This window comes from Micromonospora sp. CPCC 205546 (assembly GCF_036902715.1).
Taxonomy (GTDB): domain Bacteria; phylum Actinomycetota; class Actinomycetes; order Mycobacteriales; family Micromonosporaceae; genus Micromonospora.
Genome location: NZ_JBAKHL010000014.1, coordinates 1 through 21,296 on the forward strand (window position 1 = coordinate 1; position 21,296 = coordinate 21,296).

Consider the following 21,296-nt stretch of genomic DNA (forward strand, 5'->3'; position numbering starts at 1 on the left):
CTCCCCTTCGAACACGTCGTCGAAGCCGTCAACCCCACCCGCAACCTCGCCCACACCCCCCTGTTCCAGGTCATGTTCGCCTGGCAGAACACCGACGACGGCGAGCTGACCCTTCCGGGCCTGCGGGTCACCGCCCTGCCGCCGCCGCACACCACGGCCAAGTTCGACCTCACGCTCGCGCTGGCCGAGCACGACGGCCGCATCACCGGCAGCCTCGAGTACGCCACCGCACTCTTCGACACCGCCACCGCACAGCGACACATCCGCCACCTGCACCACGTCCTCACCCAACTCGTCGCACACCCCGACCAGCCCATCGACCAGCTCACCCTGCTCGACGAGCGGGAACGGGAGCAGGCGTTGCGCCAGGCCGTACCGTCGCCGGTGGAGCGGGGCGTCGTCGACCGCCTCGCGCAGCGGGTCGCCGCGGCCCCCGACGCGGTGGCCGTGACCTTCGAGGGCACCTCGCTCACCTACCGCGACCTCGACGCGCGCGCCAACCGACTCGCCCACCACCTACGCGGGCACGGCGTCGGCCCCGACACCCTCGTCGCGGTCTGCCTGCGCAGGTCGCCGGAGCTGATCGTCGCGCTGCTGGCCGTCCTCAAGGCCGGCGGGGCGTACCTTCCCCTCGGCCCCGCCCACCCCACCGAACGCCTCGGCGAACTGCTCGCCGACGGCGCCCCGATCGCCGTCCTCACCCACCACGCCACCCGCACCACCCTCGACGGCCTGACCACCACCCCCCTCATCGACCTCGACGCCGACGCACACCACTGGGCCGACCAACCCACCACCAGCCCCGACCCCGGCACCCGACCCGACCACCTCGCCTACGTCATCCACACCTCCGGCTCCACCGGCCGCCCCAAGGGCGTGGCGCAGACCTGGCGGTGCCTGGACAACCTGATCGACTGGCAGCTCCGCTACGCCGCGCCGGGCAGCCCCGCGCCGCAACGGGTGCTCCAGTTCGCGTCGATCGGCTTCGACGTCTCCGCGCAGGAGATCTGGAGCACCCTCTGCCAGGGCGGCACGCTGGTGCTGATCGGCGAGGAGCGCGCCCGCGACCTCGGCCAGCTCCGCCACGTCCTCGCCGAGCAGGGGGTGGGGCGGGCGTTCCTGCCGGCGGCCGTGCTGCACCAGCTGGCCGGTCTCACGGGGGCCGTCGCCCCGCTCGCGTCCGGCTGCGAGATCGTCACCGCCGGCGAGGCGCTACGGGTCGACGACGACGTGCGCGCCCTCGTGGCCGGCCTCGGCGGCGGTTACCTCTACAACCAGTACGGCCCGACCGAGACCCACGTGGTCAGCCAGTTCGCGCTGCCCACCGCGACGGCGGCCGACTGGCCGGCGCTGCCGCCGATCGGGCGGCCGATCGCCAACGCCCGGCTCTACGTGCTCGACGAGCGGTGCGAACCGGTGCCAACCAGCGTGCTCGGCGAGCTCTACATCGGCGGCGCCGGTCTGGCCCGTGGCTACCTCAACCGGCCGGCGGCGACCGCGGAACGGTTCCTGCCGGATCCCTTCGCGGGGGCGGGCCAGCGGATGTACCGCAGCGGCGACCTGGTCCGGCGCCGGGCCGACGGGACGATCGAGTACGTCGGGCGCGCCGACGACCAGGTCAAGGTACGCGGATACCGGGTCGAGCCGGGCGAGGTGGAGAGCGCCCTGCGGCACGTCCCGGGCGTACGCGAGGCGGCCGTCCTGCTGCGCGAGGACGTCCCCGGCGACCCGCACCTGGTCGGCTACCTGGTCGGCGACGTCACCGCCGAGGCGGCCCGCGAGCGGCTGCGGCGCCGGCTGCCCGAGCACCTGGTGCCGACCCGCTGGGTGGTGCTGGAGCGGCTGCCGCTGACCGCCAACGGCAAGCTGGACCGGCGGGCCCTGCGCGCGCCGGAGCAGGCCGACGTCGCCACCGCCTACGTCGCGCCGCGCGACGACCGGGAGGCCCGGATGGCCGCCATCTGGGCCGAGGTGCTGCGCCGCGACCGGGTCGGCGCGCACGACGACTTCTTCGCGCTGGGCGGGCACTCGCTCCTGGCGACCCGGCTGGTGCACGCGATCAACGAGCGGATGTCGGCGCGGCTGTCGCTGCGCAGCCTCTTCCGCAAGCCGGTCCTGGCCGACCTCGCGGCCGAGCTGACGCAGCCCGACGCCCCCACCGTCGACGCCCTGCCGCCGCTCGTCGCGGACCCCACCGGCCGGCACGAGCCGTTCCCGCTCACCGACATCCAGGAGGCCTACTGGGTGGGTCGCGGGTCCACCATCGAACTCGGCGGGGTGGGCGCGCACGGCTACAGCGAGGTGCGGCTGCGCGACTTCGACGAGGAGCGCTTCACCCGCGCGCTGCGCCGGCTGATCGACCGCCACGACATGCTCCGCGCGGTCTTCCACGACGGCGTCCAGCGGGTCCTGCCGAGCGTGCCGCCGTACGCGATGGCCCGGCAGGACCTGCGCGGGCTCGACGCGCAGAGCGCCGCCCGCCGGTTGGGCGAGACCCGCGAGCGGATGTCCCACCAGGTTTTCGACGCCGGCCGCTGGCCGCTGTTCGAGTTCGCGGTGACGCTGCTCGACGGCGAGGCGCGGCTGCACGTCAGCCTCGACGCGCTGATCCTCGACGCGGCCAGCGGGCAGATCCTGGAACACGAGCTGGCGCTGCTCTACGCGGACCCGGACGTCGACCTGCCGCCGCTCACCGTGACCTTCCGCGACTACGTCCTGGCCGAACGGGCCCTGCGTCACACCCCGCGCTACGCGCGGGCGCTGGACTACTGGCGGGAGCGGGTCGCCGCCTTGGCTCCCGCGCCGCGGCTGCCGCTGCATCGGCAGCCGGAGAGCGTCGACCGGCCGCGCTTCACCCGCTACGACGAGGTGGTGCCGGCGGAGCGCTGGAGCCGGCTGAAGGCGATCGCCGGCCGGCACGGGATCACCCCGTCGGTGCTGCTGGTGACCGCGTTCGCGCAGGTGCTCGCGCGGTGGAGCCGCCAGCCGCGGTTCACGCTGAGCCTGCCGCTGTTCAACCGGCTGCCGCTGCACCCCGGCATCAACGCGGTGATCGGCGACTTCACCTCGCTGGTGCTGCTGGAGTTCGACGTGCCGGCCGGGGTCGACTTCGCGACCCGGGCCCGTGCCGTGCAGGAGCAGCTCTGGCAGGACATCGACCACTCGGCGGTCAGCGGCGTACGGGTCAACCGCGAACTCGCCCGCGCCCGGGGCACCCGCCACGCGGCCCTGCCGATCGTGTTCAACAGCACGCTGGCCGAGGCGGCCCCCGACGTCGGCGACAGCGGCCTCGCGGCGGCGCTCGGCGGCGAGGTGGTGCACGGCATCACCCAGACCCCGCAGGTGTGGATCGACCACACGGTGCTGGAGGCCGGCGGGCGGCTGCACGTCAACTGGGACAGCATCGACGAGCTCTTCCCCGCCGGCCTGGTCGCCGAGATGTTCGCGGCGTACCGGACGCTGCTCGGCCGGCTGGCGGAGCCGGACGCCTGGCACACCACCGTGGACGGGCCGCTCGCCCCGCCGGTGCCGGCGGCCCCGCCCGCCGGTCGTGGGCTCCTGCACGAGCTGGCCGACCGGCAGGCGCTGGCGACCCCCACCGCGCCCGCGGTGCTCGCCGTCGACCGGCGCCTGGACCACGCCACGGTGCGCGTGGAGGCGCGGCGGTTGGCCGGGCGGCTCCAGGAGCGGGGCGTCCGGCCCGGCCAGCTGGTCGCGGTGCTGCTCGACCGGGGCTGGAAACAGGTCGTCGCCACCCTCGCGGTCCTGCACGCCGGGGGCGCGTACCTGCCGCTCGACCCGGAGTCGCCCGCCGAGCGGGTCGAGCGGATACTCCGGCGCGCCGGGGCGGGGCTGGCCCTGGTGGGGTCGGACGGGGTGGCCCTGCCCGAGGACGTCGAGCGCCTGGTGGTGGACGCGACCGCCCTCGGCGTGGACGGGCCGGCGCTGCGACCGGTCGACCTGACCGAGACCGACCTGGCGTACGTGATCTACACCTCCGGCTCCACCGGCACGCCGAAGGGGGTGGCGATCGACCATCGCGGCGCGGTGAACACCCTCCTCGACGTCACCGCGCGCTTCGACGTCGGGCCGGCCGACCGGGTCCTGGCCGTCAGCGCGCTCAGCTTCGACCTCTCCGTCTTCGACATCTTCGGCACGCTCGCGGCCGGCGCGGCGGTCGTGACCCTCGACCCCGAGCTGGCCCGCGATCCGGCCCACTGGTGGCAGCTGACCCACGCCCACCGGGTCAGCGTCTGGAACTCGGTGCCCGCGCTCGCCGGCATCCTGCTCGACCACGCCGACGCCGGCCACCCGCTGCCGGCGTCGCTGCGGCTGGCCATGCTCTCCGGGGACTGGATCCCGCTCACCCTGCCCGACCGCCTGCGCGAGGCGCTGCCCGGGATCCGGGTCGAGAGCCTCGGCGGCGCCACCGAGGCGTCGATCTGGTCCATCCACCACCCGGTCGACGAGGTCGACCCGGCCTGGCGCAGCATCCCCTACGGCCGCGCGCTGGATCACCAGGGCGTCCACGTGCTGGACGAGGCCCTGCGCCCCCGGCCCACCTGGGCCACCGGCGACCTCTACATCAGCGGCGCCGGGCTGGCGCGGGGCTACTGGCGCGACGAGGCGGCGACGGCGGCCAGCTTCGTCGTCCACCCCGTCACCGGCGAGCGGCTCTACCGCACCGGCGACCTGGGCCGGCTGCGTCCGGACGGGACGATCGAGTTCCTCGGCCGCGAGGACGGCCAGGTCAAGGTGCACGGCTACCGCATCGAGCTGGGCGAGATCGAGGCGGCGCTGGAGAGCCACCCCGGGGTACGCGCCGCCGCCCTGCGGCTGCTCGGCCAGGCGCAGGGCGACAAGCGGCTGGCCGCGTACGTGGTGCCGGACGGTCCCGCGCCGGACCCGGCCGCCCTGGTCGCGTACCTGGAGCGGCGGCTGCCGGCGTACATGGTGCCGGCGTCGTTCACCGTCCTCGACGCGCTGCCGCTGTCGGCCAACGGCAAGGTCGACCGCGGCCGGCTCCCCGACCCGAAGCCGTCGAGCGACGTCACCGTCGAGGCGCCGGTGCTCACCGACGCGGCCGAGAGGCGGCTCGTGGAGATCGTCGCCGAGATCCTCGACCTGCCCGTCGTCGCGCCCGACGCCAACCTGCTGCTGCTCGGCGCCACCTCGATCGACATCGTCCGGATCGCGAACGCCCTCTCCGGCGCGTTGGGCTTCCGGCCGAAGCTGGCCCGGCTGATGCGCCAGCCGACCCTCGCCGACCTGCTGCGGATGTTCCGCGAGCACACCGCCGAGCGGGCCGTCGTCGCGACCGCGCAGCGGGCCGCCACCGTGGTCGAGGACCCGGCCGCGCGCGCCGCGTTCACGGCGGACGGGCGGGGGCGTCGCGGCTTCGCGTCCGACACCCCGGCGGTCGCGCTGGCCGCGCCGGCCGACCCGGCGTACGAGCGGCGCCACACCGACTACCGCTCGGTGCGCCGCTTCGAGGCGGACCCGGTGCCGGCGGAGGCGCTCGGCCGCCTGCTGGCCGCCCTGCGCGAGCGGGAGGTCGACGGCCGGGCCAAGTTCCAGTACGGCTCGGCCGGCGGCACCTACGCCGTGCAGACGTACGTCCTCGTCAAGGCGGGGCGGGTCGACGGGGTGCCGGGCGGGGCGTACTACCACGACCCGGCGGCACACCGGCTGGTGGCGCTCGGCCGCGACCGCGAGCTGAGCCCGGACGCCTTCGACTACTTCGTCAACCGGCCCGTCTTCGAGGCCGCCGCGTTCGCGCTGTTCCTGGTGGCGCAGCGCGCGGCCATCGAACCCCTCTACCAGGAGCAGAGTGCGACCTTCACCGCCATCGAGGCCGGCGCCATGGCCCAGTTGCTGACGATGGCCGCCGCCGAGAGCGGACTCGGCCTGTGCGGGATCGGCGCGCTGGACACGGCGCGACTGACCGCCCTGTTCGATCTCGAACCCTCCCACCGGCCGGTCTACGCCCTGCTCGGCGGCGGCCGTCCGGGGGCGGAACCGTCTGAGCCCGACGCCCCGACCACCGACACCATCACGGTCGAGCTGTGAACGCCTACGAGCTGCTCGACACGCTCAACCGGCACGCGGTGGGGCTGCGCGTCGACGGCGACCGCCTGCGCCTCACGGGCTCCCGCGAGGTCCTCACGCCTGACCTGCTGGCCGAGATCAAGCTGCACAAGCAACAGCTGATCGCGATCCTCACCGGCGCCGACGCGGACACCATCCCCCGCCGGCCACGACCGGACGCGCCGGTACCGGTCGCGTTCGCCCAACGGCAGCTCTGGTTCCTCGACCAGCTCTCCCCCGGCAACCCCTTCTACAACAACCCGGTCGCGTTCGACGTCGTGGGCGCCCTGGACGTGCCGGCCCTGACCCGCGCCCTGACCGAGGTGGTGCGCCGCCACGAGGCGCTGCGTACCGTCTTCGCCCTGGTCGACGGGGAACCCTGCCAGTTGGTGCGGCCGGCGGGGCCTGTCGCCCTGCCGGTCACGGACCTCACCGCGCTTTCCGGCGCGGAGCGGTCGCGCCGCGCCGACGAGGCCGCCGAGGCGGAGGCCCGGGCGCCGTTCGACCTGGCCACGGGCCCGCTGGTGCGCGGCGCGCTGCTCCGGCTGGGTCCCGACGAGCACCGCTGGCTGCTCACCGTGCACCACATGGTGGCCGACGGCTGGTCCGTCGGCATCCTGATCGGCGAGGTCACCGCCCTCTACGGCGCGTACGCGCGGGGCGAGGCCGCCGCGCTGGCCGAGCTGCCCGTGCAGTACCCGGACTACGCGCTGTGGCAGCGCCGGCACCTCGGCGGCGAGCTGGAGCGCCAACTCGGCTACTGGACGCGGACGCTGGCCGGTGCGCCCGCGCTGCTGTCCCTGCCGACCGACCGGCCCCGCCCGGTGGTGCAGCGCTACCGGGGCGAGACCCACGGCACGACGGTGGACGCGGCGGTCCTGCGGGGCCTGCGCGAGGTGGGCCGGGCCGGCGACGCGACGCTCTTCATGACGCTCATGGCAACCCTGTCGGTGCTGCTGTGGCGCTACAGCGGGCAGGACGACGTCTGCGTCGGCACCCCGTTCGCCAACCGCAACCACCGCGACGTGGAGGGCCTGATCGGCCACTTCGTGAACACGGTGGTGATCCGCAACCGGCTGGACCCGGGGCAGCCGTTCGCGGCGCTGCTGGCCGACGTCCGCCGGCACCTGCTCGACGCGTACGCCCATCCCGACCTGCCGTTCGAGCAGCTCGTGGACGCGCTCAACCCGGAACGGCACACCAGCTACTCGCCGCTGTTCCAGGTGATGCTGGTGCTGCAGAACATCCCGCGCGGCCGGCCGGAGCTGCCCGGCCTGGCCCTGCGGCCCCTGGCGAGCAGCACCGGCGCGGCGAAGTTCGACCTGTCGGTCGAGGTGATGGAGCACGCCGACGAGCTGCACGTCGTCTTCGAGTACAACACCGACCTGTTCGACGCCGCGACGATCGCCCGGCTGGCCGGGCACTTCGTCCGCCTGCTCGCCGAGGTCGCGGCCGATCCGTCGGTGCCGGTGGGGGCGCTGCGGCTGCTCGGCCCGGACGAGCGGCACCGCCTGTTGGTCGAGTTCAACCGCACCGCGCGACCGACCACCGGCCCGACGGACGTGGTGGCGCGGATCGCGGCGCAGGCGCGGCGGCACCCCGACCGGCTCGCCGTGGCCGACGGCGACGAGCGCCTCGACCACGCCACGCTCCAGCGGCGGGCCGACCGCCTGGCGCACGCGCTGATCGCCCGGGGCGTACGCCCCGACCAGGTGGTCGGCCTGCACGCCCGTCGCTCGGCCCGACTGATCGTGGCCATCCTGGGCGTGCTCAAGGCCGGGGCCGCCTACCTGCCGCTGGATCCGGCCCTGCCGCCGCAGCGGCTCGCCGGCATGGTCGCCGACGCGGCGCCGGCGCTGGTGCTCGACGAGGGTGACCTGGCCGCCGTGGAGGCCGAGGGGCGCCACGACGGCCCGCCCGGCGTCGTCGTGCACCCGGCCAACCTGGCCTACGTGATCTACACGTCGGGCTCGACGGGCCGGCCCAAGGGCGTCGCGGTCGCGCACGGCGGCATCGTGAACCTGCTCGACGACTGGGTGTCGCGGCTCGGCGCCGCGCCCGGCGAGGCGGCGGCGCTCTGGTCGAGCGTCGGCTTCGACGTCTCGGTGCAGGAGATCTTCCTGCCGCTGACCACCGGCGGGGCCCTGCACCTCGTACCCGAGAAGCTGCGCGCCGACCCGGCGGCGCTGACGGGCTGGCTGCGCGAGCACCGCGTCGTGCAGGCCTACCTGCCGCCGGCCTTCGTCCGGTGGATCGACGAGGACCCGACCGCCCGCCTGGCCGGGCTGGCGCTGCGCCAGCTGCTGGTCGGGGTCGAGCCGCTTCCCGAGCAGGGCCTGCACCGCATCCAGGAGGCCCTGCCCGGCCTGCGGGTCCTCAACGGGTACGGGCCGACCGAGACCACCGTCTACAGCACCGCCTACCTCGACCCGCAGCCGACGGCCCGGCGGTGCCCGATCGGCCGGCCGGTGGCCAACACCCGCGTCTACCTGCTCGACGAGCGGCTGGAGCCGGTGCCGGTCGGCGTGACCGGCGAGATCCACGTCGGCGGTGCCGGCGTCGCCCGCGGCTACCTGGGCCGGCCGGGCGCGACCGCCGAGCGGTTCGTACCCGACCCGTTCGTGCCCGGTGAACGGGTCTACCGCACCGGCGACCTGGCCCGCCTCCTGCCCGACGGGAACATCGAGTACCTCGGCCGCCGCGACGGCCAGGTCAAGATCCGGGGTTTCCGGATCGAGCTGGGCGAGATCGAGGCCGCGCTGCGGGACCGGCCGGACGTACGCGAGGCGGCGGTGCTGGTCGACTCCGACGCCGCCGGAGAGCCGAGACTGGTCGCCGGGGTGGCCCGGGGCGGGGCGGCGCCGCTGCTGGTCAGCGAGTGGCGCGAGGCGCTGTCGCGGCGGTTGCCCGGCTACATGGTCCCGTCGCTCTTCGTGGAGCTGCCACGGCTGCCGCTGACCGCCAACGGCAAGCTCGACCGGGACGAGGTGCTGCGGCTGGCCCGGGCCGGCGCGCCCTGGCAGGTCAACCTGGCCAGCCCGCGCGACCAGATCGAGCTGACCCTCTACCAGATCTGGAAGCGCCTGCTGCTGCATCCGGAGATCGGCATCAACGACCGGTTCTTCGACGTGGGCGGCACCTCGATCTCGGCGATCAAGCTGGCCCACGCGATCGGCGAGGCGTTCGGCGAACCGCTGCCGGTCCACGAGATCATGCTGCACCCGACGATCGAGGCGCTCGGCGGCCGGCTGCGGCGGGGCACCTCGGGCCGGCCGCCGAGCAACCTCATCGAGTTCCGACCGGGTGACGGCGCCGGCCGGGTGATCTGCGTGCACCCCGCCGGCGGCACCGCGTTCTGCTACCTGTCGCTGGCCAAGGCGCTGCCGGAGTCCCTCGGCGTGTACGGCATCCAGTCCCCGGGGGTGAACCCCGGCGAGGACTTCCTGCCCACGGTCGAGGCGATGGCCGAGGCCTACCTGCGACAGGTCGCGCACCTGCTGGACGGGCCGGTGGTGCTCACCGGCCTCTCCTACGGCGGGCTGGTCGCGTACGAGATGGGACGCCGGCTGGCCCTCGCCGGGCATCGCGGGCTGAGCGTCGTCCTGCTCGACACCCTCGGCACGGACGACCCGGCCCACCGGGGCGCGATCGAGCCGGTGGACATGGCCGAGTTCCGCGACAAGCTCGTCAAGTTCAACGGGATGTACCCGGGCATCGACGACGAGCAGATCGACCAGTACCACCGCGTCTACAACCACAACCGCTCGACCATGCGCGACTACCCGACCCCCGCGTCACCGGCGCGGCTGGTGCTGTTGCAGGCCACCGCCGGGCGGGAGGAGAGCTTCCTGCGCGAGGTGCGCGCCTTCTGGCGTCGGCGGGGCGAGGCCGACTTCCTGCTGGAGCGGGTGCACTGCGACCACTGGGACATCCTCGAGAGCGAGGTGGTGCTGCGGGTCGCCGCGCTGCTGCGGGGCGAGATGGACCGGATCTGCGCCGCCCGCGCGCCGGCGCCGGCCGTACGGGAGGCGTGATGGCGCAGGATCAGGGTCTCGCCGCGGCGGTGCTCGCGCAGGCCCGCCGTACGCCGGACGCGGTGGCGGTCCTCGACGGCGGACGGCGCCTGAGCTACGCCGAGCTGGACGCGGCCAGCGCCGCCGTCGCCCGGTCCCTGCGCCGGGCCGGGACCCGCCCGGGGCAGGCGGTCGCGGTGCACCTGCCGCGCGGCTGGCGGCTGGTCTGCGTCATGCTCGGCATCCTGCGGCTCGGCGCGACCGTGGTGCCGCTGGACCGGCAGAGCCCGCCCGGGCGCCGGGAGCACATGCTGCGCGACTCGGCCGCCGTGGCGGTGGTCCACGGCCCGGACGCGCCCGACGACCTGCCCGACGGGGTCCGGCCGGTGCCGGTGACGACGCTGCTGCCGGTGGACGCCCCGCCCGGCGCGGACGGGGAGCCGTCACCGGAGATCGCCCCCGCACCGGTCGCGTTCGTCTTCTACACCTCGGGCACGACGGGCCGCCCCAAGGGCGTGGAGGTACGCGACGCGGGCGTCCTGCGGCTGGCCCGGCCCGGTTACGTCGCGCTGCCCCCGGCGGCCCGCTACGCGAGCCTCGCCAACCCGGCGTTCGACGCGATCAGCTTCGAGGTCTGGGTGCCGCTGCTCACCGGCGGCTGCTGCGTCGTGCTCGACGACGAGACGGTGGCCACGCCGCACCTGCTCGACGCCGCGCTGCGCCGGGAGCGGATCGACACGCTCTTCATCACGGTGGCGCTGTTCAACGCGGTGGTCGACGAGCTGCCGCACTGCTTCGCCGGGGTCGGTCAGGTGCTGGTCGGCGGCGAGCAGCTCAACGACCGGCTGATCCGCCGCTGGTACCGCGACAACCCGACCAGCCGCACCCGGCTGCACAACGTCTACGGGCCCACCGAGGCGACCACGTTCGCCCTGTGCCATCCGATCCCGCGCGACTTCGACGCGGAGGTGGTGCCGATCGGCCGGACGCTGCCGGGCACCGACGCGCACCTGGTCGTCGACGGCGTCCGCCTCGCCGCGCCGGGCGAGGTCGCCGAGCTGTACCTCGGCGGCGCGGCGCTGGCGGCCGGCTACCGCAACCTGCCCGAGGAGACCGCCGCCCGCTTCGTCCGGCTGCCCTGGCTCGACGACACCGCCGGCCGCCACTACCGCACCGGCGACCTGGTGCGCGCCGACGCCGCCGGCCGGATCGAGTACGTCGGTCGCATCGACCGGCAGGTCAAGGTGCGCGGCTTCCGGGTCGAGCCCGGCGAGGTGGAGCGGCAGATCCTCGCCCACCCGGGCATCCGGCAGGCGTACGTGTGCACCCGGCGGGACCCGGCGCACGGGACGAACGAGCTGCTGGCGTACCTGGTGACCGCCGCCGACCTGTCGTTCGCGGAGTTCGACCGGCACCTCGCCGCGACCCTACCGCCGTACCTGCGCCCGCACCGGGTCCACCGCGTCGGGGCGCTGCCGCTGACCGCGAACGGCAAGGTGGACTCCGACGCGCTGCTGCGGTGCGCCGACCCGCCCTGGCGCGCCGACCCGCACCCGCACGACATACGCGCCGGGCGCGCCGACCCGCACCCCCGCGACGAACGCGACGAACGCGACGGTGATCCGGGTGGCGTGTCCGGCGCGGCGTGGCAGCGGACGGTGCTCGGGCTGGCCGGCGAGGTACTGGGCGTGCCCGACCTGCGGCCGGAGGACCGGTGGATCGCCAGCGGCGGGGACTCGCTGAAGGCGCTGCGGCTGCGCTTCGAGATCCAGCGGCGCTGGGGCGCCGAGGTGCCGCAGGCGGTGGTGCTGGGCGGCGATCTCGCCGGGCTGGCCGCGGCCGTCGAAGCGGCCCGCGCCACGACCGGTTCGCCGTACCCGGTGCCGGCGGCCCCGGCCGGTGCCCGGTCCGCGCCCGCCACCTCGGAGCAACAGCGGCTCTGGCTGCTGCAGCAACGCTCACCGGCGTCCACCGCCTACCACGTGGGGCTCGCCTTCGCGCTGCGCGGCCGGGTCGACGTCGGCGCGCTGCGGCAGGCGTTGCGCCGGGTGGTGGCGCGGCATCCGGCGCTGCGGACCGCCTTCCGCACCGCGCCCGAGGGGCTGCGCCAGGAGGTCGGCGACCCCTACGACCCGTGGCGCGAGCCCGGCGGGGACGACGGCGGCGCGGCCGGGTGGCGCGAGCGCGCCCGCGCCCTCTTCGCCGTGCCCTTCGACCTCGGGCAGCCGCGCATGTTGCGGGCGTACTGGCTGGCCCGCGCCGGCGGCGGGGTGCTGCTGCTGCACCTGCACCACATCGCCGTCGACGGCTGGTCGCTCGACGTGCTGTTCCACGACCTGTCGGCCGCGTACGCGGCGGCCCTGGCCGGCGCGACGGTGGACGAGGGCGTGCCGCCCGTCGCGACCCCGCTGGACTACGCCCGGTGGCAGGCCGACTGGTTCGCCCACCCGGCCTACCGGGCGCGGCGCGACGCCCTGCGCGGGCACTACGCCCAGGTGGCGGAGGTCGCCGCGCCGCTGCGGCCGATCCGGCAGCGCGGCGGCGGGGACCACCTGCTCCGGACGGTGATCGACCCGGCGCGCCGCGACGCGCTCGACCGGCTCGGCGCCGAGCTGGGGCTGACCCGGTTCCCGCTGCTGCTGACGCTCTTCGGCTGGGCGGTGCACGGGCTGACCGGACGCACCCACCCCCGCGTCGCCAGCCCCGTGGCGAACCGGCCCGTGGGCGACTTCGAGGCCAGCGTCGGCATGTTCGCCAACACGGTGCTGCTGCCCCTGGCGCTGGCCCCCCGGGAGGAGCTGCGGGCGCAGCTGCGGCGCCAGGCCGACGCCGTACGCGCGGTGCTCGACGCCCAGGACGTGGCGCTCGCGCACGCCGTCGCCGACCACGACTTCGGCGCCGACGCGCCGCTGTTCGACTTCCTCTTCGTGCTCGACAACACCGACTTCTCCGCGCTGGCGCTGCCCGGCTGCGCGTCCCGGCCGGTCTGGCTGGCCCCGACCGACGCCAAGTGCCCGCTGACCCTCTCGATCGTCGCGCACGGCTCCGGCCTCGACTGCCTCTGGGAGTACGCCGACGACCACTTCGACGCCGCCGACGTCGCCGCGGCGGCCGAGTTGTTCCGGCGGGGGCTCGACGCGCTGGTCGGCACCGGCACGAGCACGCTGGCCGAGCTCGTGCGGCCCTACCGCCGCGGCCTGCCCGAGCCGGGCCGGGGCCCGCGCACGCCGTCGGTGTTCCCCACGGTGGCCGAGGCGTTCGCCCGGCGGGTGCGGGCGGAGCCGGCCGCGACCGCGCTGGTCGCGGGCGACCGTCGCCTCAGCTACGCCGACCTCGACGCGTACGCCGCGGCGCTCGCCGGCGAGCTGATGCGGGACCATCCGGTGTCGACCGACGGCCGGCACCACCTCGTGCTGTTCTTCGAGCCGTCGGTGGAACACGTGGTGGCGCTGCTGGCGGCGGCCCGGCTCAACCTCACCGTCGTGCCGCTCGACCGGGCGTACCCGCCGGCGCTGCTTCGGCAGGTGCTGGGCCAGGTCGATCCGCTCTGCGTGCTGCTGGCGCCCGGCGACGAGCCGGCCCTCGACGCGATCGACGAGGGCAGGCACCCCCGCCACCCGGTGCTCCTGTCCCGAGCGGCGACGCCCGTCGCGCCGCCGTACGCCGGCCGCCCGCTGTACACGCTGTTCACCTCCGGCTCGACCGGTACGCCCAAGGGCGTGCAGGTCGGCGACGTCCTTCTGGGCAACCTCCTGCGCTGGCAGAGCGAGGCCGGCGGCCTGGCGGGCCGGGCGGCGACCCTGCAGTTCTCCATGCTCTCCTTCGACGTCTCCTTCCAGGAGATCTTCGGCACGCTCTGCGGCGGCGGCACCCTGCACCTGCCCCGGCCCGGGCGACGACAGGACATGCCGGCCCTGCTGGAGCACCTCGACGCCGCCGGCATCGAGCGGATCTTCCTGCCGTACGTCGCCCTGCAACTCCTGGCCGAGCACGGCGTACGCCTCGGCCGGTACCCGGCACGGCTGCGGGAGGTCGTCACCGCCGGCGAGCAGCTGATCTGCACCGACAGCATCCGCCGCTGGTTCGCCGGGCTGCCCGGCGCGCGCCTGTTCAACCACTACGGCCCGACCGAGACCCACGTGGTCAGCAGCCTCTGCCTCGACGGCGACCCGGCCACCTGGCCGACCCGCCCGGCCATCGGCCGCCCCGTGGCCAACGCCTGGCTGCGGGTGGTGGACTCCGCCGACGAGGCGGTGCCGCCGGACTGCCCCGGGCAGCTGCTGATCGGCGGCGAGTTCGTGGCCCCCTGCTACCTGGACGACCCCGCGCTCGACCGGGCCCGCTTCGTCGAGCTGCCCGGCCTCGGCTGGTTCTTCCGCAGCGGCGACCAGGCCCGGTTCGACCGGGACGGCCTGCTGCACTACCTGGGCCGCGACGACCAGCAGGTGAAGGTGAGCGGGCACCGGCTGGAACTGGGCCAGGTCGAGGCGGCCCTGCTGACGCACCCGGCGGTCGTCAACGCCGTGGTGGTCCACGACCATCCGCACCTGGTCGCCTGCCTGCAGTTCCGGGCCGAGGCGCCGACCCCGGAGGAGCTGACCGGTCATCTCGCGGGGCTGCTGCCCGCGTACGTGCGGGTGGACCGGTTCCGCCGGCTGGCGGAGCTGCCGCGTACGGCCAGCGGGAAGCTGGACCGCCGTCGCGCGTCGACCGCGCCGGGCGAGGAGCTGCGCCCCGGCGCCGCCGCGCCGGTGCCGGTCATGTCGGCCCTGGAGGCGCGGTTGGCCGGGCTCTTCGCGGAGGTCCTCGGCAGACCGGTCCAGCCCGACCGACGCTTCTTCGACCAGGGCGCGGGCAGCCTGGACCTGATGCGCTTCCACCTGCGCTGCGCCGCCGAGGGGCTGCCACTGACCATCCCCGACCTCTTCGAGCACGTCACCATCCGCCGCCTCGCCCGGTTCCTCACCGGGCAGCGGGCCACCGCCGTCCCGGCGACGCCGGACGAAGCGGCGGAGGTGACGCCAGCCGCCGACGCGACGCCGACGGCGACCGGGACCGCGCCACCGGCCACCGGGGTCGTCGTTGCGGCCGGCGATCGGCCCCTGACGGCGCACCGGGCGGCCGGGGCGGCGGTGACCGGGCGGGACCCGACCGCCGCGGGCCCGGCGGACGAGCCGGTCGCCGTGGTGGGGATGGCCGTCCGCCTGCCCGGCGCGGACGACCTGGCCGCCTTCTGGGCGATGGTGGAGGCCGGCGACCGGGGCATCGAGCACTTCGAGGCCGCCGACGGCCTGGTCGGTGCCCGGAGCCAGCTGGCCAGGCCGCTGGGCTTCGACCCGGGGCACTTCGGCATCAGCGCGCAGGAGGCGCGGCTGATGGATCCGCAGCAACGGCACCTGCTGATGAGCTGTGTCGAGGCGCTGGCGCACGCGGGCATCGCCGATCCCGCCGCGCGTCGGGTCGGCCTGCTGGCCAGTTGCGGCGAGAACACCTATTTCCAGACGATGCTGCGCGACGCCGATCCGGCGCGGCTGCCGGACTCCTTCCAGTTGGCGCTGCACCACGAGAAGGACTTCCTCGCCACGAAGGTGGCCTACCACCTGCGCCTGACCGGGCCGGCCTTCACCGTGCAGGCGGCCTGCGCGAGTTCGCTGGTGGCGGTCCACGTCGCGGCCGGGCTGCTGCGTCAGGGCGACGGCGACGTGATGCTGGTCGGCGGCGTACTGGTGGACCCGCTGCTGACCGCCGGCTACCGCTACCAGCCGCAGCACATCTTCTCCCCGGACGGGCACTGCCGGCCGTTCAGCGACGACGCCGGCGGCACCGTCGCCGCGAGCGGGGTGGGTGTGGTGGTGCTCAAGCCCCTGCGGCTGGCCCGGCGCGACGGCGACACCGTCTACGCGGTGATCACCGGCTCGGCCGTCAACAACGACGGCGCGGAGAAGCTCGGCTTCGCCGCGCCCTCGGTCGCCGGTCAGCGCGAGGTGATCCGTGCCGCGCTGCGGCGCAGCGGGCGCGTCGGGCGCGACCTGGGCTACGTGGAGGCGCACGGCACCGGCACGGAGCTGGGCGATCCGGTGGAGGTGGCGGCGCTGTGCCAGGCGTTCGACCTGGCCGAGTCCGGCCGCACCGCGCTGGCCTCGGTGAAGAGCCAGATCGGTCACCTCGGTGCGGCGGCGGGGGTGGTCGGCCTCGTGCGCACCGTGCTGGCCGTGCACCACGCCCGGATCCCGCCGAACGTCGACTTCCGCCGGCTCAGTCCACGGCTGGGTCCCGATCCGGCCCCGTTCCACGTCCCGACGAAGTCCGGGCCGTGGCCGGTCGACCGACCGCGCGTGGCGGCGGTGAGCAGCTTCGGCATCGGCGGCACCAACGCCCACCTGGTCTGCGAGGCGGCCGAGCCGGTCGACGCCGGCGGGCCGCCGCCGGCTGCCGTACCGGTGATGGTGCTGGCCAGCGGCAGCGCGGCCGGCCTGCGCGCCGACGCCGACCGGGTCGCCGACTACCTGGTGACGCGGCCCGAGGCCTACCACCGGGTGCTGCGCCACCTGCAGGCCGGCCGTACGCCGGGCCGGTGGCGGGCGGCGGCCGTCTGCGCCGACGCGGCCGCCGCCGTGGCCTGGCTGCGCACCGCGACCGCCGTCGAGGTCACCCCGGTCGAGGCGGCGCCCGTCGTGGTGACCGACCCTTCCGGTACGCCGCCGGCGGCCGCACTCGTCGCCGCCTGGCTGGCCGGACGGCCGATCCGGTGGCCGGCCGGGCCGGCCCAGCCGCCCTGGGACTTCCCCCCTCCCGCGTTCACGCTCGTCGACCACGAGTTCGCCCGCGCCGCCCCGCCGACGGGGGCGACGTCCCCCACCGGGGCGGGCCTCCCGGCCGGGGCGACATCCCCGTCGGGCATGGCCCGGCCCGACCCCGGGACCTCGGCGGGCGGGGCCGCGCCGGGCGATCAGCCGTGGCCGGTGCGGCTGCCCGAGGCCGAGTGGCTGCACCAGCCGCACTGGGTCCGCTGGCGGCACGCGGGGACCGATCCCGGCGCCCGCCTTCGGAGGACGCTCGTGATCATGGCGGCGGAGCCGCCGTCGCCGGCCGCGCTGCGCGCGTTCGCGGCGTCCCACGCCCGGGTGGTGACCGCCACCGCCGCCGACGGCTTCGCCCGGCTCGGTCCCGACAGCTACCGGGTGGACCCGGCCGACCCCGACTCGCTGCGCCGGCTGCTCGACGCGCTGGGCGGCGCCGACGCCGCCTCACCGACCACCGCCGGGCGGGACGACGTCGAGTGGCTGCACGCGCTGCCGCTCGCCGTCGACGGGCCGGTCGGCCCCGACGCGCTGGCCCACGCGTACCGGGCCTGCGTCGACACCCCGGCGGCGCTGCTGGCGGCCGCGGCCGGATCCGGCCGGCCCCGGCTGCGGGCCTGGTGGCTGTCCCGGCAGGCGCAGCCCGTGGACGGCGACGTGGGCCGGCCGGAGCTGGCCCTGCTCGCCGGGGTGTGCGAGGTCGCACCCCAGGAGGGTGACGTCGAGAGCCACTGGGTGGACCTGCCGGACCCCGATCCGGCCGGCTGGGCGCCGGCGCTCGCGGCCCTGCTGACGGAGCAGGCACCGCCGCCGCGGCGACTCGCGCTGCGCGGGGGCTACTGGTGGGAGCAGGCGCTGCTGCCGGTCCGCCCGCCGGCACCGCCGGCGACGCGACCGCCGTCGGCCGGGCCGGCCGTCTACGTGGTGCTGGGCGGCACCGGCGGCATCGGGCGGAGCATCGCCGCGTGGCTGTTGGAGCAGGGCGACTGCCGGGTGGTCCTGCTGGCGCGGCGCGGGCCGCTGCCGGCCGAGCTGGCGCCCTGGGCCGACCGCGTCGACCTCGTCGAGGTGGACCTGGCCGAGACCGGTCCCGACGAACTGGTGGCGCGGCTCGGCGCCCGGCGGGTCGACGGGGTCGTCCACGCGGCGGGGATCGCGGCCGGCGGGCTGATCGGCCGGCGGGACGCGGCCGCGATGCGGCGGGCCACGGCCGCCAGGACCAACGGCGCGCTGCTCGTGCAGCGGCTGGTCGCGCTGCACCGGCCGGCGTTCGCCGTCTACTGCTCGTCGATGTCGGCGCAGCTCGGCGGCGTCGGCCAGCTCGACTACGCCGCCACCAACGGGCTCCTGGACGGCTTCGCCCGGCACCGGGCGAACGACACCGACACCACGCTGCGCATCTCGATCGGCTGGGACGTCTGGAGCGAGGTGGGCCTGGCCCGCGACGCCCTGCCCACCGACGCCCGGCACCGGGCGCACCTGGCGGTCGGTCTCTCCGTCGACGAGGGACGCCGGCTCTTCGCGCGGGCCCTGTGGTTGCGGCTGCCACACCTGCTCGTCTGCACCACCGCGCTGGAGCGGGCGCGAAGCTTCTACGCGCCACCGGCCGGCCCGCAGGTCGCCACGCCCGCCCCGCCGCCCCGCCCGGCCGTCGAGGAGGTCGGCGGATGGCTCCGGGACTGGCTGGGCACCGAGCGGCTCGACCCGGCCGCGTCCCTCTACGACCTGGGGGCCGACTCGCTGCTGCTGCTGGACCTGATCGACCGGGTCAAGGAGCGGTTCGGCGTCAGCCTCAGCCTGTCCCAGCTGAGCCACCGGGTGAGCCTGACGGAGGTGCTGGGGCTCCTCGGCGAGCCGGTCCGCGCCGCCGGACCCGCCGAGCCCGCCGTGGCGGTGCAGGTGTGGCAGGCGGGGCGCGGGCGTACGGTGCTCTGCCTGGTCCACCCGGTCGGCGGCGACGTACAGGCGTACCGCCCGCTGGTGTCGGCGCTCGACCCGGCGCTCACGGTCTGCGTGATCGCCGACCCCGCGCTGGCACGTCCCGGGCAGCCGTCCTGGTCGCTCGCGGAGCGGGCCGCGCGCTACCACGCCGCGCTGCGGGACCGCTTCCCCTCCGGCGACTGGCGCTGGCGGCTCGGCGGGTGGTCGTTCGGGGCCTGGGTGGCGCTCGGGATGGCGGCGGAGGCCGAGGCCGCCGGCCAGCCGGCGGAGGAGCTCTACCTGCTCGACCCGCCGCCGCCGGACGCCGCGGCGACCTTCCGGGCGTACGACGAGGAACGGCTCGCCGCGCTCTTCGCCCACGAACTGGGGGCGGCGACCGGCGCGGACACCGCGGCGGCGGCGTACGCGGACGCGCTGGCGCGCTGCTGCCGGGCCAACCTGGCGAGCATGGCGCAGCACACCCTGCCCCGGCTGGCCGGGACGCCCGGGCGGCTCTGGCTGGCGGGCCGCCCGACGGCCGGCCTGCCGGCGCTCGGTCCCCCGCAGGAGCAGGCCCGGCAGTGGCGGACGCACCTGGCCGGGCTCGCCTGGCACCTCGTCGACACCACCCACTACGGCATCGTCAGGGCGCCGCACGTCCGGGCGGTGGCCGCGGCCGTCAACGAGGCGGAGCCCGCCACCGACCCGCAGGCGGCGCGATGAACCCGTACCAGTCGCTGCCGTCGCGGTCGTTCTGGCGCAGCGCGGTGGCCGAGCCGGAGATGCTGGCCATCGGCGAGGTGTGGACGCCGAAGTTCGGACTCGCCCCGGACGACGCGGTCCTCACCGCCGGTTCCTGCTTCGCCCGCCACCTCGGTCCCGCCCTGCTCGACGAGGGGATGAACTGGCGTGAGGCCGAGTTGCCCCCGCCGGGGCTGACCGAGGCCGAGCGCCGGGCCCGCCACTACGGCGCGTTCTCCTTCCGCACCGGCGCCATCTACACCGCCGCCACGCTGCGGCAGTGGCTGAGCTGGGCGTTGACGGACGACCCGGGGCCCGACGAGGTCTGGCGCGACGGCGACCGGTTCTTCGACCCGTACCGCCCGTCGGTCGAACCCGACGGCTACGCCTCGGCGGAGACGACCCTGGCCGCCCGCCGGTCCACCCTGACGGCGATCCGGGGGGCGGTCGCCGAGGCGGGCTGCCTCATCTTCACCCTCGGTCTGACCGAGGCCTGGCGCGACGTGGCCACCGGCACCGTCCACCCGGTCTGCCCGGGTACCGTCCGGGGCACCTTCGACGCCGGGCGGCACGTCTTCCACAACTTCACCGTGGCCGAGGTGCACCGCGACCTCGCCGCCGCCGTCGCGCTGCTGCGCGCCGCCAACCCCCGGCTCAGGGTCCTGCTGACCGTGTCGCCGGTGCCGCTCACCGCGACGGCCACCGGGGCGCACGCGCTGAGCGCCACCACCTACTCCAAGTCGGTGCTGCGGGCCGCGGCGGGCCAGCTCGCCCAGGAACTCGACCACGTCGACTACTTCCCCTCGTACGAGCTGATCTCCGGCTTCCCGTTCCGGGGGGCCTTCTTCGCGCCGAACCTGCGCGACGTGACGCCGGCGGGGGTCGCCTTCGTCATGCGCCACTTCTTCGACGCCCTCGAACGGCAACGCGGGGAGTCCGGGCCGACGCATCGGCCCACGACGGCGGCGGACCGTCGCGCCGACGCCACCGATTCCGCCGACGGAGGTGACCTCTACTGTGACGACGCCGTCCTCGACCACTACCGTGCCGGCTAGGTTCCTGTTGCTGGGCGACTCGCACGCCGGGCCCATCGCCCGCGCGGCCACGGCGGCCGGGGTGCCCTTCGTCGGTGGAGCGGTCGGCTCGGGGCGCGACTTCAACGTCGGCTTCTTCGACGTCCGCGACGACGGCCTGGTGTTCCGCGACGCCGCCGTGCAGGAGCATCACCGGGGCTTCCTGTCGAGGCTGGGCGTGGCCGACATCGGGCAGCTCGCCGTCCCGCTGGTCTCGACGTTCGGCCTCAGCGCCCACTTCTTCGCCACCACGCAGAACTGGGCCATCTACCGGGCGGGCGACGGCGCGTTCCCGGCGGGCTTCCTGGCGGGCGGGCTCTTCGACGACATCGTGCGCGCGATGGCCCGCGACGCGCTGGCCTTCTACCGCCACGCCCGCGGTCTGGGGCTGCGCGTGCTGGCGGTGCTGCCGCCGCAGCGGGTGCCGGGGATGTCCGACCCGCTGGTCTTCATGGCGGCCCAGGAGACGATGCGCCGCGCGCTCGTCGCCCTCGGCGTGGAGGTCGTGGACCTGCGGGCCCGGGTCACCGACGGCACGGGCCGGCAGCGGGCCGCGTTCTGCGAGCCGGACGACCCGATCCACGGCAACCTCGCCTTCGGCCGGCTGATCGTGGCCGATCTGCTGGCCCGGGGACTGTGACACCGAATCCAGGAGGCAACGC

The 21,296-nt window shown here is 75.8% G+C and carries 5 protein-coding genes; all 5 read left to right on the forward strand.

What is annotated here, in order from left to right:
- Nucleotides 1–6,069 (forward strand): amino acid adenylation domain-containing protein (locus tag V6U77_RS09925; RefSeq protein ID WP_334605959.1); only part of this gene is annotated, 6,069 nt, incomplete at its 5' end.
- Nucleotides 6,066–10,121, forward strand: a complete 4,056-nt coding sequence (locus V6U77_RS09930) for a non-ribosomal peptide synthetase (RefSeq protein ID WP_334605960.1) — start codon at nt 6,066–6,068, stop codon at nt 10,119–10,121. The genes V6U77_RS09925 and V6U77_RS09930, both read left to right, overlap by 4 nt.
- Nucleotides 10,121–19,543, forward strand: coding sequence for an amino acid adenylation domain-containing protein (locus tag V6U77_RS09935; RefSeq protein ID WP_334605961.1), 9,423 nt, complete (start codon nt 10,121–10,123; stop codon nt 19,541–19,543). Before V6U77_RS09930 ends, V6U77_RS09935 begins: the two co-directional genes overlap by 1 nt.
- A complete protein-coding gene (locus V6U77_RS09940) occupies nt 19,540–20,616 on the forward strand; it encodes a GSCFA domain-containing protein (RefSeq protein ID WP_334605962.1) in 1,077 nt (358 codons plus the stop codon). The genes V6U77_RS09935 and V6U77_RS09940 overlap by 4 nt, the downstream gene beginning before the upstream one ends.
- A complete protein-coding gene (locus V6U77_RS09945; RefSeq protein ID WP_334605963.1) occupies nt 20,606–21,274 on the forward strand; it encodes a hypothetical protein in 669 nt (222 codons plus the stop codon). The genes V6U77_RS09940 and V6U77_RS09945 overlap by 11 nt, the downstream gene beginning before the upstream one ends.
- Nucleotides 21,275–21,296 lie beyond the last annotated feature (22 nt).